The sequence below is a fragment of the Microbacterium sp. NPDC087665 genome (assembly GCF_044743285.1).
GTDB lineage: Bacteria > Actinomycetota > Actinomycetes > Actinomycetales > Microbacteriaceae > Microbacterium.
Window position 1 is genome coordinate 29149 of sequence record NZ_JBIUWD010000008.1, and the last position, 15365, is coordinate 44513.

Consider the following 15365-nt stretch of genomic DNA (forward strand, 5'->3'; position numbering starts at 1 on the left):
GGGCGGGCGGGTTCCGTCTTACCCGCAGACGAAGACGGGGGAGCGCCGGAGCATCCGCCCGGGCAGAATGGATCCGTGACCGCCGCCCCCCGCCCCCCGCATCTGCTCGTGCACCCCGGGTGGGAACTGTTCGGGTCCGACCGGATGCTGCTCGAGACGGCCCGAGGTCTGCGGGAGGCCGGCGAACGCGTCGTCGTTGCCCTCCCCGCGCGAGGACCGCTCGTCGCGCACCTGCAGGCGGAGGGCGTCGACGTGCTGCTCCCTCCGACCTTCGTGCTGCGCAAGTCCTCGCTGCACCCGCGCAACTGGCTGCGCTCGATCCGGGATGCGATCCGGGGATTCGTGGCATCGATCGTGATCGTCCGCCGGCTGCGCCCGCAGACCCTGTACGTGAGCACGATCGTGCTGCCCCTGTGGCCCCTCGTCGGGCGACTGATGCGTGTGCCGACCATCACCCACGTGCACGAGGCCGAACCGAATGCACCCCGCGCGGTCACCCTCGCGCTGTACGCACCGCACCTGGCGTCGCACCGGCTGATCGTCAACAGCGACTTCACATGGCGCACGGTCGCCGGCGCGATCCCCGCACTCGCTCGTCGCGCGACGGTCATCCCCAACGGGGTGGGATCGCCGGATGCCGTGGCGAAACCGCGCACCCGGATCGACCGACTGCGCATCGCCTACGTCGGGCGCATCTCGCACCGCAAGGGTCCCGACGTCGTCGTCGACGCGCTCGCGCTGCTCGGTGATGCGGGCGTCGACGCCGAACTCGACCTCATCGGCACCGTGTTCGAGGGGAACGAAGCCTACGATCGGGCGCTTCGCGACCGCGCCGCCGACCTCGCCGTGGCCGATCGCGTGCGGCACCGCGGGTTCCAGGCCGACGTGTGGCCGCTGCTGGCAAAGGCCGATGTGCTCGTCGTCCCGTCACGGCTCGACGAATCCTTCGGCAACACGGCCGTCGAGGGCATCCTCGCCGCGCGCCCGGTCATCGCGAGCGATATCGCCGGGCTGCGCGAGGCGGTGGGCGTCTACGAGTCGGCGACCTTCGTGACGGCGGCGGATGCTCCGGCCCTCGCCGCGGCCCTCACTCGCGTCGCCGAGGACTGGTCGGAACGAAGCCGTCAGGCGGTGGCGGATCGGGAGTCGGCGCGCGAACGCTTCGCCCCCGCGCAGTACCGGCGCACGACCGCGGAGTTCTTCCGCGCGCTCGCGCGGCGTTAGCGGGGATCCGCCGCCGCGGAGTCGAGGAACGCCGCGGCCTGCTGCCGGAACTGCTGCACCTCGGCGGCGACCGCCGTCAGCATCGCGCGATGCTCGCGCGGCGAATCGTGGTGCGCATCCGCGATGTCGTACGGGTTGCGTCGGCGCTTGCCGAACAGCGTGCGCCCGGCCTTCGGAGGAGCGGTGAACCCGCGGCGGGCGTGCAGCGCCTCGGCGTAGCGGGCGAGACCGGTGGTGTTCGCGGCATCCGCATCGAACTGGGCGATGTTCTCGAACTCGCGGACCTCCACGGGCTCGGCGCCCAGATGGATCGCCTCGCGCAGGGTGAATGCCCGCGATCGGGCCTCGGGGACGAGCGCTGCGACGGCGCCGCGTTCGGCACGGCTCGCCGTGAGGATGAGGTCGGCCGCCCGCAGATCGTCGGCATCGATGCCCTCGGAGCGGTGCCCCGCGGCGAGCACCTCCGTCTCGGCATCGCCGGCGGTCGTCGCGATCTCGGCAGACGTGGCGCACATGCGACCGCCCGCAGGGCCGACGCGTGTTCCGGCGCTGGAAATCTGCCACTCCGACGCGTCTTCCTGTGCCCGAAGAACGAGCTCCATCAGAGGAGACCGGCAGATGTTGGCCTCGCAGACGAAGATCAGTCTGTGCGTCACGTGTGTTTCCCCCGTCGTGGTGCCGACACGATCGCACCGGCCCGATCCTCCAACATAGGTGATAATGGTCGCGGGGAAGGCACCGTGCGATATACCAAGGCACGACGACGTGCCGAGGGGATACGGGGACACATGACACTGCAGGACTATTTCCAGTCGTTGAAGAGCCACTGGATCGTGATCGTCGTACTCATGGTGCTCGGCGCGGGATCCGCCTACGGGTATTCGCAGTTCATCGACCCGGAGTATCGGGCCGAAGCGCAGGTCATGGTGATCCCGACCCGCGGTGAGAGCACCACCGAACTGGTGCAGGGCTCGAACTACGTGCAGAGCCTCGTGCAGACGTACACGCTGCTGGTGAGCTCGCCCACGGTGCTCGATCCGGTGATCGACGAACTGGGCGTCGATGAGACCCCGAACCGTCTGGCGCGCCGGGTCGACGTCAACGTGCCGCTCAACACCGTCGTCATCGAGATCGGCGTGACGGATGCCGACGGCGAGAGTGCTGCCGACACCGCGAACGCGATCGCCGACGAGCTCGCGACCGCGGTCGCCGATGTCTCGCCCGTCAGCGCCGACGGAGCCCCGGCCGTGCGGATCGAGACGATCTCCCCGGCCCGCACGCCCACCGTTCCCGTCTCGCCGAACACCCGCCTGAACGTCGCGGTCGGTGCGGCCGCCGGCATCGCGCTCGGTGTGCTGTTCGCCGTGCTGCGCCGCCGGTTCGCCACCCGCATCACCACCGCCCGCACGCTCGCCGAAGCCACCGATGTCGCGCTCCTCGGCGAGATCCCCGAAGCATCCGACACCCACACGATCGCCCGGATCATCCGCTCGCAGCCCGACGGTCGCGTCGCCGAGGCGATGCGACAGGTCGCCGCGAGCCTGAAGTTCGTCGACGTCGACAAGAACCGCCGCGTCATCCTCGTCACCTCCTGCTCCGCGCAGGAGGGCAAGTCATCGGTGAGCCTCGGCCTCGCCCTGACCCTCGCCGAGGGCGGTCGCTCGGTGCTCTTCATCGAAGCCGACCTGCGCCGGCCGAGCACCGCCACCTACACCCAGCTCGAGGGGTCCGTCGGGCTCACCACGGTGCTCATCGGCGACGTCGAACTCGCCGACGCCGTGCAGCAGTGGGGACGGCCGGGACTCGACATCCTCACCGCGGGCGCCCAGCCCCCGAACCCCGGTCAGTTGCTGTCGAGCGGGGGACTGCACCGCATCGTCGACGAGGCGCGCGACGCCTACGACTACGTCATCATCGACACCGCGCCGGTGCTGTCGGTGAGCGATGCGCTGTGGCTGTCGACGATGGCCGACGGCACGCTGTTCGTCGTGCGATCCAACCGCACGAAGGCCGCCGACCTCGCACGAGCCCTCGGCTCGCTGGAGTCGACCAGGACGCCGGTTCTCGGCATCGTGCTCAACGGCATCCGCGGGGCGGCGAAGAGCCCGTACTACACGGACGATCGACCGAAGGGCGTGCGCCCCCGGTTCAGCCTGCGAACCACGCGCTGACGGCGCCATGAACTCTCTTCTGGCACTCGGCGCCCGCGCGCTGACCATGGTCGTGTCGCTCGTCTGCGGCGTGATCACGACCCGTCTCATCCTCGGCGAGACCGACATCCAGCACTACGCGCTGTACTCGCTGCTGATCACGATCCCGTCGCTGCTGACGTTCACCGACCTCGGCAGCGGCGCGGTTCTCGTCAATGCAGTCGCGACGAGCGACGACATCCGCACCGACCGCAAGCTGCGCCTGCAGGTCACCTCGGTCGGCCGCATCCTGCTGATGTTCGCCACCGGGCTCATGGTCATCAACACCGTGCTCCTCGTGACGGGCGGGTGGCGTGCGCTGTTCGGAGATGCCGGAGCGATTCCCGGCGCCGCGCTCGCCGCGTTCCTCTGCATCACGCTCTTCAGCCTGTCGATCACCCTCGGCGTCTGGTTCCGCATCCTGCTCGGACAGCGACGCAACCACCTCGTGATCCTGGTGCAGGGCATGATCTCGCCCGTGACGCTCGGCGGAGTCTGGCTCATGCTCACCTTCGGCGGGCGCGACCTCGACTCATTCCTCGCGATCGCCTCGTACGGTGCGTCGCTGTTCTCGGCGATCGTCGGGTTCCTGCTGGTCACCCGCTCGACGCGGCCGCTGATCCCGTCGGCACTCAAGAACCTGTTCCGTTGGCGCAGCGTGCCCGGCGTGCGCGTGATGGACGTCGGCTGGCCGATGCTCGCGCAGATGGTCACGTACCCGATCGCGGTCGGGTCGCAGCGCTACGTGCTCGCCCAGTTCGGCACGCCGACCGACGTCGCCGAGTACGGTGTCGCCGGGCAGGTGTTCTTCGCGCTGAACGGTTTGGTCATGGCCGCCGGAGTGGCGCTGTGGCCCCAGTTCGCCCGGCTGCGCCACAAGGGACAGCTGCAGCGCGGGCCGTACCTGCTCTCGTTGCTCTTCGCCGGGGCGATCGCGGTCGCGACGTTCTTCGTCTGGCTCGTTTCGCCGTGGCTGTTCGAGTTCATCACCCGGGGCGAGCTCGACGTGCGCACATCGACGATCCTCGCGTTCGGCGCGATGATCATGCTCACCGCCGCCGTGTACCCGCTCGGCATGTTCATCATGGACAAGCCCGGCATCCGCTTCCAGGTGATCCCGACCCTCGCCATGGCGGCCGTGAGCATCGTGCTCTCGCTCGTGCTGACCCCGCTGCTCGGCATCGTCGGCCCGCTGCTGGGCGTGTGCTTCGCGCTGCTCGTCTGCCAGGTGATCCCGTACTCGATCTACATCCATCGGCACCGCGAACGGCTGTTGAAGCCGGAGGTCGATCCGGTGGCCTCGCCCGACGTCGAGGTCGGTTAGCCGGGCCACTCCGTATCCGCGCGGCGGGCGCGGCGGGCGTGCGGGTGGATGGACTCGCCGGCGACCAGCCGCACGGCGAGGTCTTCGTACGCGGCGGCCACGTCGTCCCACGAGAACGCCTCCGCCGCGCGGTCGCGCAGGCGCAGGCCGGTCGTCTCGACAGCAGACGCGTCCGCTTCGGCGGCGTCGACCGCGGCGGCGACACCCGACGGCCCGGCGAAGTACCACCCCTGCCCGTCGAGCACCTCCCGGTTGAAGCCCACGTCGAACGCGATCACTGCAGTGCCGGCACCCATCGCGCGCAGCAGTGACGGGTTCGTGCCGCCGACCGAATGGCCGTGCAGGTACGTGAAAGCGTGGTGGTAGAGCGCGTCGAGCAGCTCTTGGTCGTACACCGCACCCAGCAGGTGGATGCGCGGGTCGGCGGCAGCGATCCGATCGATGTCGGCCGTGTACTCGGCCGCGTACGGCGCCGAACCCACGACCACGAGCGGCTTGGTCGCAGCGGATGCCGCATAGCCCTCGACGATCTCGCGCACGTGGTTCTCGGGTTCGAAGCGGGCGACGACCAGGTGGTAGCCGCCGGGCTCGAGACCCCGTTCGCGGATGCCGTCGGTCGGTGCCTCATCGAGCAGCGGGGCGCCGTAACGGATCATCTCGCTGCCGACCCCGAACTGGTGCTCGTAGTAGTCGGCGATGCCGGGGGCATCGGCGATGATCGCGTCGGCCTGGCGAACACCGAAGGACTCGGCCGAGCGGTAGTAGGCCTTGCCGCGCGGCCCCCACTTCGATCGACGCCACTCCAGGCCGTCCATGTGGAGAGCGACGGGGATGCGCCGCGCCCGCAGCAGGGGGAGGAACGGCGAGTTCGCCGCATTGAACACGAACGCGGCATCCGGGCGCGCCCTGGTCACCGCATGCATCGTCGACAGCGCCGTGTGGCTCAGGGTCTCGAGCGCCTTCTGGCGCACCGCGGGCAGCGTCACGCGCCGCATGCCGAGATGCACATCGCCCGCGGTGCCCGCATCGCGTCCGTACACGAGCACGCGATGGCCGCGCTCGACGAGACGACGACCCACCTCTTCGACGGCGGTCTCGAACCCGCCATAGGCGGCGGGGATTCCGCGGGTGCCGATGAGGGCGATGCGCAAGGACGTCGACGACGGATCGGTGGCGGTGTGCATCGCACAAGTATGCCCGAGGGCGCCGACACCGCTCCGGGCCGTGGGGCTATCCTGAGGCCGTGTCCACCGCGCAGCACGAACGCCACCCCCTGGTCTGGGGTTTCCCCGCCGAGCACTCGGTGACGCGTTGGGAGCGGCGGCACTCCGCGGGCGAGGTGCCGAGCATCTGGCCCTACGGACTCGACGGGCTCTGCGAGTACGCCCCGGTGGCCGTGCTCGACCTGCCGGCCCCCGGCCGCGTCGCGCGACTGCGTGCGCGTGCGGGGCTCGGCCCCCGACAGCGCGTCGAGACGGCGTTCACGTGGGACGAGAACGCCGCGTTCCGCATGCAGGTCGCCACCCCGCATCGCCGCTTCGCCTCCGGAGTGATCTGGCTCACCGACATGGTGCAGCGTGGCACGGTGCCCGATCGTCTGATCGACGTCCTCCGCGGCGCGGAGACCCTGTGGGTGTTGAGCGAGGCGCAGGTGGAGCCGTTGCGCGCGATGTTCGGAACCACCGGGCCGCGCGTCGTCGCGGTGCCGTTCGGCGTCGACGCCGACTTCTTCTCGCCGCAGCCGTTCCCCGAGCGTCCGCGCATCGTGAGCATCGGCAACGACCGCGACCGCGACCCGCAGACGCTCTTCCGCGCGCTCGCCCGGGTGCACGAGGCGCGACCCGACGCAGAGCTCATCGTCCAGACCTCGGCGACGGATGCTCCCGAGGGCGTGCAGATCGTGCAGCGGATGAGCCACGGCGAGCTTCACGAGCTCTATGCGACGGCATCCGTGATCGCGACGGCCACGCGACCGAACCTGCACGTGTCGGGCATGACCGTGACGCTCGAGGCCTTCGCCACCGGGCGCCCCGTCGTGAACACCGACACCCCCGGCATGTCGCAGTACGTGGCCGAGGGGCGCACGGGACATCTCGTTCCTCTCGGCGATGCCGACGCGATGGCGGAGCGGTTGATCGGTCTGCTCGACGATCCGCAGCGCGCCGAAGCGATGGGCGTCGCAGGGCGACGCCAGGTCGAGGAACGATTCACCACCCGGGAGATGTGCGCGCACCTGGCCGCGATCCTGCTCTGACGGACCGACGGATGCCCGTCACCACGGGCCGAGAAAGTTCTTCTGGTATCCACCGCCGTTCTGCGCTATGGTTACCGCGGATGCGTCTATGGGGGACGCGGGGGAATCCACTTCTTTTGCCGATCACTCGGCAGCCGCCTGGGGAGGCGCTATGCGAGTCCGTCGACTCGACGCGATCGATCACGATCTCGATTCGAATGCACGTCCGTTCCGCCGTATCGCGATGGGGATCGTCACCGTTGTGGTGACGACGCTCCTCGGTGCCGCCCTGACGGCTCCTGCCGCGCAGGCTGACACGGTTCCGACCGATCCGGCCCTGCCGCAGACCATGAGCGCCGATCCGCTGCCGACCGTGCAGATCAACGGGATCGTCTGGGCGCAGGCCGTCGCGGGCAGCAAGGTCTACGCCGGCGGACAGTTCACCAGTGCGCGCCCGGCGGGCGCCGCCGCGGGCACGAACGAGACCGCCCGGTCGAACCTGCTCGCATACGACCTCGCGACCGGGGTGCTCGACACGTCGTTCAACCCCACCGTGAACGGGCGCATCCTTGCGGTCGCCGTCTCGCCCGACGGATCCCGGCTCTACATCGGCGGTGGCTTCACCGCGGTCAACGGCCAGAACCGGTACCGCCTCGCCGCCTTCAACACCGCCACCGGTCAGCTGATCTCGACCTGGACCCCGGGCACCAACACCGTCGTGCAGGGCATCGTCGCCACCGACACCACGGTGTACGTCACCGGAGAGTTCTCCAACATCAACAACGTCGCCCGCACCGGCGTGGCCGCGCTGAGCGCATCCACCGGCGCCGTCCTCGACTTCAACCCGGTGCTCGCCGGCGGCTACGGCGTGCGCGCCGTGGTCGTCTCGCCCGACAAGTCCAAGGTCGTCATCGGCGGGTCGTTCACCTCGACCAACGGCTCGACGAACCCCGGGCGCGGCATGGCCGCCCTCGACGCGACGACGGGTCAGAGCCTGCCCTGGGCCATCAACAGCGTGATCCGCAACGCCGGCACCGGAGCATCCATCTACGCCCTCGCCTCCGACGGCGACAGCGTCTACGGCAGTGGCTACGACTTCGGCGGATCCAAGACCGAAGACGACTTCGAAGGCGCCTTCCGCGCCAACTGGAGCGACGGGTCGATGGCGTGGATGGAAGACTGCCACGGCGACACGTACTCGATCTACCCGACGGGCGGCGTGCTCTACACCGCTTCGCACACGCACTACTGCGGCAACATCGGCGAGTTCCCGCAACTCGACCCGTGGAACTTCAACCACTCGCTCGCGTTCGACAAGAACCCGTCGAACCGCACGATCACTCCCGACCCCTACGGGTACCGCAGCTTCACCGGCAACCCTGCCGCGAAGCTGCTGCACTGGTACCCGAAGTGGCAGCCGGGCTCGGTCTCGGGCATGGACCAGGCCGGCTGGTCGGTCACCGGAGCGGGTGAATACCTGATCTACGGCGGTGAGTTCACGGCCGTCGGCGGGGTCGCCCAGCAGGGTCTGGTGCGCTTCGCCAAGCCGTCGACCGCGCCCAACAAGGTCGGTCCGACCATCCAGGGCGGCGCGTACCAGATCAGCACCCAGTCGTTCCGCGCCGGTCAGGTGCGGGTGGCGTGGTCGGCCAACCACGATGCCGACAACGCCAAGCTCACATACGAGGTGTACCGGCGCGACATCGCGCAGCCGGTCTACACGACGACCGCCGAGTCCACCTACTGGGTGCGACCGCGCATGACCTACTCCGACACCACGGTGACCGCGGGGCAGACATATCAATATCGCGTCAAGGTGACCGACCCGAACGGCAACAGCACCACGTCCGACTGGACGTCGGCGACCGTCGCCGCCGCCGGTACCGAGAACGCCTACAACACGGCAGTTCTGAATTCGGCGCCCAAGTACTACTGGCCGCTCAACGAGGCATCCGGTGCCTCCGGCATCGACTGGATGGCCGGCAATGACGTCGGCCTCACAGGCGGGACGACACGTGGCCAGGCCGGCCAGGTCGTCGGAGCCCCCTCGTCGTCGACGGCGTTCAACGGGTCGAACGGCACCGCGGGTTCCTCGGTCTCCGAGGTCGGACCCAACACGTTCTCGGTCGAGGCCTGGTTCCAGACCACGAGCACGAGCGGCGGCAAGATCGTCGGCTTCGGCAACAACGCCACCGGCAACTCCGGCAGCTACGACCGGCACATCTACATCAACAACACCGGTCAGGTCTCGTTCGGCGTCTACCCGGGCACCTCGCGTGCAGTGACCAGCAGTGCCGGGTTCAACGACGGTCAGTGGCACCACGTGGTCGGCACGATGAGCTCCTCCGGCATGGTGCTGTTCCTCGACGGCAAGCGCGTCGGGTCGCGGTCCGACACCACGACGGGGCAGAGCTACTCCGGTTACTGGCGCATCGGCGGCGACTCCCTGGGCAGTTGGCCTTCGGCCGGGTCCTCCGGGTACCTGAACGGGCGCATCGCCGACGTGGCGATCTACGACACGGCGATCACCCGCGATGTCGTCGACGCGCACTTCGTCGCCTCGGGACGCGCCTCGGCTCTGCCGGCGGCGCCGGCGGATGCTTACGGCAAGGCCGTGTACGACCTCGACCCCACGCTGTACTGGCGCCTGGGCGAAACCTCGGGAACGGTCGCGGCCGACTCCGGACGCGACGGCAGCACCGGGAGTTACAAGACCACCGGCAGCGCATCGATCCAGCGCGGCGAGACCGGCGCGCTGGCAGGTGCGACCGACAAGTCGATCCGGTTCACCTCGTCGCGCAGCGGCACGACCTGGAACAACCGCCAGAACGTGGTCAGTGATCGGCAGTACGCCGCCTCCGACATCTACTCGATCGAGACATGGTTCAAGACCACCACCACCGGTGGCGGAAAGATCGTCGGCTTCGGCAACAGCAACACGAACGCCGCCAACGCCAGCACGAACTACGACCGTCATCTCTATATGGACACCAGCGGACGGCTGAAGTTCGGCGTCTACAACGGCGGGGAGAACATCCTCACCGCGCCGAGCACCTACCGCGACAACCAGTGGCACCACGTCGTGGCGCAGCAGTCGCCGAGCGGCATGCAGCTGTTCGTCGACGGCGTGGAGGTCGCGTCCAACAGCGTCTCCAACGCCGAGGACTACGCCGGATACTGGCGGGTCGGCGGCGACACCACGTGGGAGGGCAACCCGTTCTGGGTCGGCTCCGTCGACGAGGTCGCCATCTACTCGGCGCCGCTCACCAGCAGCCAGGTGCTGCAGCACTTCCAGCTGGGCAAGACCGGTCAGGGCAACGAGCTTCCGGTCGCGCAGTTCACGACCACTCCGACCGACCTGTCGGTGGCGTTCGACGCCTCGACGTCGAGCGATGCCGAAGGGCCGATCGCGGAGTACAGCTGGAACTTCGGTGACGGCGAGCTGGGAACCGGGGTCGCCCCGACCCACGTCTACACGACGCCGGGCACCTACACGGTGACATTGACGGTCCGCGACAGCGGATCCCTCACGACCTCGGTCAGTCACGACGTGGTGGTCCGCGCTCCGAACGCGTTGCCGACGGCGGCGTTCACGACGGCCAAGGACTTCCGCGCACTGTCAGTCGACGGTTCGGGGAGTACGGATCCCGACGGAACCATCGCGGCGTACTCGTGGAACTTCGGTGACGGGGCATCCGCCACCGGGGCGACGGCGGCCCACACCTACACGGCCAACGGCACGTACGAGGTGACGCTCACCGTCGCAGATGACCGCGGCGGCTCGGCGACGAGCACGCAGTCGGTCGTCGTCGAAGCGGCGAACGTGGCGCCCAAGGCCGTATCGAACGTCGTGCGGGGTGCCGACGGCATGACTGTCTCGGCCGACGGAAGCGGCTCCAGCGACACCGACGGCACGATCGTCGGGTACTCGTGGAACTTCGGTGACGGTGCGACCGCCACCGGCGCGACGGCGACGCACGCCTACACGACCGCCGGTACGTACACGGTGACGCTCATCGTGACCGACGACGACGGTGCGACGCATCAGACGACCTCCTCGGTCATCGTGGCTCCGGCCTCGACCGAAGACGTCATCGCCCGCGATGCCTTCGCCCGCTCCGCGACCTCGTCGTGGGGGAGCGCCGACGTCGGAGGCGCCTGGACGACCACCGGCGGCGCAGCGGCGTTCTCGGTCGCTGACGGTGTCGGCAAGATCGCGCTGGCCCCGGGGCAGACCCGAGAGGCGCGCCTCGGCGGCATCAGCAAGACCGAGACGATCACCTCGCTGACGATCTCGTCGAGCAAGGCCACCTCGGGCGGAGCATTCAACCTGACGGTCAACGGTCGACAGGTCGGGAACGACGTGTACTCGGGCCGTATCAAGGTCGAGGCGACGGGCGTCATCCGTCTGTACCTGCTGCGCAACGAGACCGCGATCGGCAACAGCGTCGTGCTCCCGGGCAACTACACCGCAGGTGAGAGCCTGTCGGCGGCACTGTCGGTGCGGGGAACATCTCCGACCACGCTGTCGCTCAAGGTCTGGCGTACCGGAACCACCGAACCCACGAACCCGCAGCTGCAGGCGACCGACACCACGGCCGCGATGCAACAGGCAGGCTCCGTCGGTCTCAAGATGGCCATCAGCTCGGTCTCCACCGTCTCGTCGGTCATCAGCATCGACGACATCAAGGTGGTCTCGGGCGCGGTCGTGGCACCGCCGAACCAGGCGCCGACAGCCGCGTTCGTCTCCTCGGCGAGCGGCCTCACGGCGAGTGTCGACGCCAGTACGTCGGGCGACTCCGACGGAACGATCACGTCGTACGCCTGGAACTTCGGCGACGGGGCCACAGCGACCGGGGTCACCGCGTCGCACCCGTACGCCGCGACCGGTACGTACACCGTGACGTTGACGGTCACCGACGACGACGGCGCGACGCACACCGTCACGGCGCCCGTCACGGTGACGGCGCCCGTGGTCGATCCGCCAGTCGACCCGCCTGCGGGTCCGACGCCGCTCGCCACCGACGAGTTCAACCGCTCGGTCGCCGGTGGGTGGGGCACGGCCGATCTCGGAGGCGCATGGACGACCACCGGCGGCAACCCGGCCTTCACGGTCGCGGGTGGCGCCGGGGTGGTGACTCTCGCTCCCTCGCAGACCCGTGAGGCCCGACTCGGGGTGTCGGCGACGAACACCGTGCTCGACACGACGTTCTCGTCCGATGTCGCTTCGACCGGAGGAACGGCGAGCGTCACTCTGCTCGGGCGCACCGTGGGCACGTCGAACTACTCCGCTCGAGTGCGTTTCGAACCGGCGGGCGTCATCCGCCTCTACATCCTGCGTGACGAGACGGCGATCGGGGGGAGCTACGTTCTCCCGACCGCCTACACGCCGGGTCAGGTTCTGCACACCCGGCTCTCCGTCACGGGGACGAACCCGACGACGATCGCCGCGAAGGTCTGGGTCGAAGGTCAGACCGAACCCACCGGTTGGCAGCTGCAGGGCACGGACACGACAGCCGCCCTGCAAGCTGCCGGGGGAGTCGGCATCAAGACGTCGCTCAGTTCGGCATCGACCAACCCGGCGACGAAGCTCGCGTTCGACCGCTTCGCGGTGGTCATCCCGCAGTAGACACGATGCGGGGAGGGCGGACGGAAGATCCGTTTCTCCCCGCATCTGGGCCGCGGTGGGCGGAGCGTGGGGCCGAGCGGTCGGCACACCTCGGCTTCGCTCCGCGCGCGGAGACTCGCCGCGCAACCGTGAGCCCCGGAACCTGCCTCAGGACGCAGTGGCCGACGTCGCGGCGGTCGTCGTGCGCGCGTACTCGGGCGTGATGCGACCAACGGCACCCAGTATGCGGCCCTGGGCGAACCAGGTGCGACGCTGCAGCACGGCCTGCGCGGCCTGGTCTCGGCGCAGACGAGCGACCAGTCCGCGCACAGAGAAGACGACCCACCGCACGAGCCCGCCGAAAAGATGCACGGCGCGCAGAACAAGACGTCGCGCGCTCGAACCGCTTCGCGTGAGGAGGCGCGTGCGCATCTGGCCCTGCGAGATCGTGCGACGGCGCACGAACGCCCGCGTGGTGCGCGCGAGCGGCACATCGTCGCGCACGACGGAGTCCGCGGATGCGATGATCTTCGCGCCGCTGTGGAGGATCGCGCGTCCGAAGAGCATGTCTTCGCCTCCGGCGAGACCCAGGCTGGTGTCGAACCGCACCCCGAGGCGCTTCACCTGCGTAGCGTCGACGAGAACGTTTCCGGTCGCCAGCGCCTCGAGGTGCTGGCCGGTGACGCGTCGTCGCCGACGCATGAAACCGCCGGCGATGATCCAGGGATCGGTGCCCTCCGGCCACACGTATTCGACGTACCCCATGACGACGGCGGGGTGCTCGGCGACCCAGACGCGGATGAGGGCGTCGAGCCATCCGGATTGCGGCATGACATCGTCGTCGACCATGGCGACGAGTTCATCTCCTCGGGCGGCATCGAGTGCTGCCTGGCGGGCCGCGGCGATCCCCGGGGTGGGTTCGGAGACGTAGTCGACGTCGAGCGCGACGGCGCTCGCGGCCGCGGACTGCAGCGGGTCGTTGTCGACGAGGGCGATCCGCATCCTGCCGCCTGCGTCTCCGGCGTTCGCTCGAATCGCGGCGACGAGTGGCGGCAGCAGCTCCACCCGCCGGAACGTGGTGACGGCGACCAGAACGGAGGGGCCGTCGTCAGAGGGCGCCGGGGTGCTCATGCGTTCAGTATGCCCCGCTCGGCTGCACCATGACCTTGGCGGTGCGCCACATGATCTGAAGGTCGTTCATGACCGACCAGTTCTCGACGTAGCGCAGATCGAGTCGCACGCTCTCGTCCCACGAGAGGTCGCTTCGACCGGAGATCTGCCAGAGGCCCGTGATGCCGGGCTTGATGTAGAGGCGTCGCACGACCGTGCCGTCGTAGGCGGTGACTTCGTTCGGCAGCGGGGGGCGAGGGCCCACGACGCTCATGTCGCCGATGAGGACGTTCCAGAACTGGGGCAGCTCATCGAGTGAGAGCTTGCGCAGCACGCGCCCGATACGGGTCACGCGCGGATCGTCCTTCATCTTGAAGAGAAGTCCTGATCCTTCGTTCTGCTCTTTCAGAGCCGCCAGCTGCTGCTCGGCATCTGTGCGCATCGAGCGCAGCTTCACCATCTTGAATCGACGTCCGTCGCGGCCGACGCGCTCCTGGTGGAAGAAGACCGGCCCCGCGGAGTCGACCTTGATGAGCAGTGCGAGTAGGGGAAGGACCAGCCCGATCGGAATGAGGGCGAGAGCCGAGACGGCGATGTCGAGTGCTCTCTTGAGCAGATGCTTTCCACCTTCGTAGGTCGGGATCTGCACCTGGATCAGAGGAAGTCCCTCCACCGCGGCGAAGGAGATGCGGGGGCCGGCGACATCGGTCAGCCGGCTGGAGAGCACGAGCTCTGCCGCCGTGCCCTCGAGCTGCCAGCTCAGTTGCTTGACGAAGTCGGGATCGCCCTCCGGTCGACTGGCCACGATGATCGTGTCGGCGCCGAGTTCGCTCGCGACGGCGGCGACGGTGTTCGTGTTGCCGAGCACGGGGAAGCGGATGCCCTCGACCTCGACGTCGCGCGCGTTGCCGTCGAGCAGCGTCGCCCCCACGACCTGGTAGCCGGAGGCTCCGATGGGGTGCAGCGTGCGGACGACGTACTCGACGTCGTCTCGGTTGCCGACGACGAGCGTGCGCGAGGCGAAGCGTCCGTGACGCCGCTGTCCCTGCAGCCAGTGCCGCCATGCCCAACGGGTGAGCAGGAGGGCGACCAGACCGAGGGGGAAGCCGACGACGAGCGTCAGCTGCATCGATTCCCACGCGAGGAGTACCGCGATGATCGCGACGAGCCCGAAGGCCAGACCGCTGGCGTGCGCGACGCCGCGATACTCCGTGGCGCTGGCCTGGAAAAGGGCGGCATCACGCGTGTGCAGCGCACTCAACATGACGAACCACAGTCCCGCGAGCGGAAGGCTCGCGCGCAGCACCTCGGTGCCGCTCAGGCCGATGAACAACTGGATCGCCGCCGTCAGACCGACGGCGAGCAGGATGACCGCAGCATCCGTTGTCCGCAGTCGCATCCGATATCGCCGTTCCCACTGACGGCGGCGTTCCAGCGTTGCGGAGGCGCGCGGCGTTTCCACCGTGCGCGGCACCGGCTTTACGGCTCGTGGAGTGGCAAGCGGCACGAACGCCGAGCCCGCGCGAGTGATGCTCACGGCACCCTCGACGGAAGTCATGCCGAGGCTCCATGAGCCATTGATGTACGCAAAAATCCCCAGTGCGACATTCGTTTCCCCAGATATTTCCCCAGACCGCCAGCCCCACGCTCGCGGTTTCGTCTGCAATCCCGACCCCT

At 68.9% G+C, this 15365-nt stretch carries 9 protein-coding genes; 5 read left to right on the plus strand and 4 right to left on the minus strand.

Annotated elements, in window-relative coordinates; genetic code table 11:
* Nucleotides 1-75: 75 nt before the first annotated feature.
* Entirely contained in the window at nucleotides 76-1224 is a 1149-nt protein-coding gene (locus tag ACIOSY_RS15835) for a glycosyltransferase family 4 protein (protein ID WP_400855017.1), read from the plus strand.
* Here the strand turns inward: ACIOSY_RS15835 and ACIOSY_RS15840 are convergent.
* Nucleotides 1221-1880, minus strand: coding sequence for a hypothetical protein (locus ACIOSY_RS15840; protein WP_400855020.1), 660 nt, complete (start codon nucleotides 1878-1880; stop codon nucleotides 1221-1223). The two genes, ACIOSY_RS15835 and ACIOSY_RS15840, sit on opposite strands and share 4 nt — an antisense overlap.
* A 132-nt stretch (nucleotides 1881-2012) precedes the next feature.
* On the opposite strand from ACIOSY_RS15840, the gene ACIOSY_RS15845 reads away from it, so the two are divergent.
* Together ACIOSY_RS15845 and ACIOSY_RS15850 are read left to right on the plus strand one after the other, a co-directional pair.
* On the plus strand, nucleotides 2013-3395 hold the full coding sequence (locus ACIOSY_RS15845; protein ID WP_400855022.1) for a polysaccharide biosynthesis tyrosine autokinase: 1383 nt from the start codon (nucleotides 2013-2015) through the stop codon (nucleotides 3393-3395).
* Nucleotides 3396-3402: 7 nt separating this feature from the next.
* Nucleotides 3403-4737 (plus strand): hypothetical protein, encoded by a 1335-nt coding sequence (locus ACIOSY_RS15850; RefSeq protein ID WP_400855023.1) that lies wholly within the window; start codon nucleotides 3403-3405, stop codon nucleotides 4735-4737.
* Here the strand turns inward: ACIOSY_RS15850 and ACIOSY_RS15855 are convergent.
* Nucleotides 4734-5921 (minus strand): DUF1972 domain-containing protein, encoded by a 1188-nt coding sequence (locus ACIOSY_RS15855; RefSeq protein WP_400855025.1) that lies wholly within the window; start codon nucleotides 5919-5921, stop codon nucleotides 4734-4736. The genes ACIOSY_RS15850 and ACIOSY_RS15855 overlap by 4 nt on opposite strands.
* A gap of 59 nt (nucleotides 5922-5980) precedes the next feature.
* Between ACIOSY_RS15855 and ACIOSY_RS15860 the strand changes: the two genes are divergently transcribed.
* Entirely contained in the window at nucleotides 5981-6991 is a 1011-nt protein-coding gene (locus ACIOSY_RS15860) for a glycosyltransferase family 4 protein (RefSeq protein WP_400855026.1), read from the plus strand.
* A 151-nt stretch (nucleotides 6992-7142) separates the two neighbouring features.
* Nucleotides 7143-12599, plus strand: coding sequence for a PKD domain-containing protein (locus ACIOSY_RS15865; protein ID WP_400855027.1), 5457 nt, complete (start codon nucleotides 7143-7145; stop codon nucleotides 12597-12599).
* Nucleotides 12600-12746: 147 nt separating this feature from the next.
* On the opposite strand, the gene ACIOSY_RS15870 is transcribed toward ACIOSY_RS15865, so the two are convergent.
* Nucleotides 12747-13709 (minus strand): glycosyltransferase family 2 protein, encoded by a 963-nt coding sequence (locus ACIOSY_RS15870; protein ID WP_400855029.1) that lies wholly within the window; start codon nucleotides 13707-13709, stop codon nucleotides 12747-12749.
* A 4-nt stretch (nucleotides 13710-13713) separates the two neighbouring features.
* The gene (locus ACIOSY_RS15875; protein WP_400855031.1) at nucleotides 13714-15246 is read right to left on the minus strand and encodes a sugar transferase; all 1533 of its coding nucleotides are present in this window, start codon (nucleotides 15244-15246) and stop codon (nucleotides 13714-13716) included.
* Nucleotides 15247-15365 lie beyond the last annotated feature (119 nt).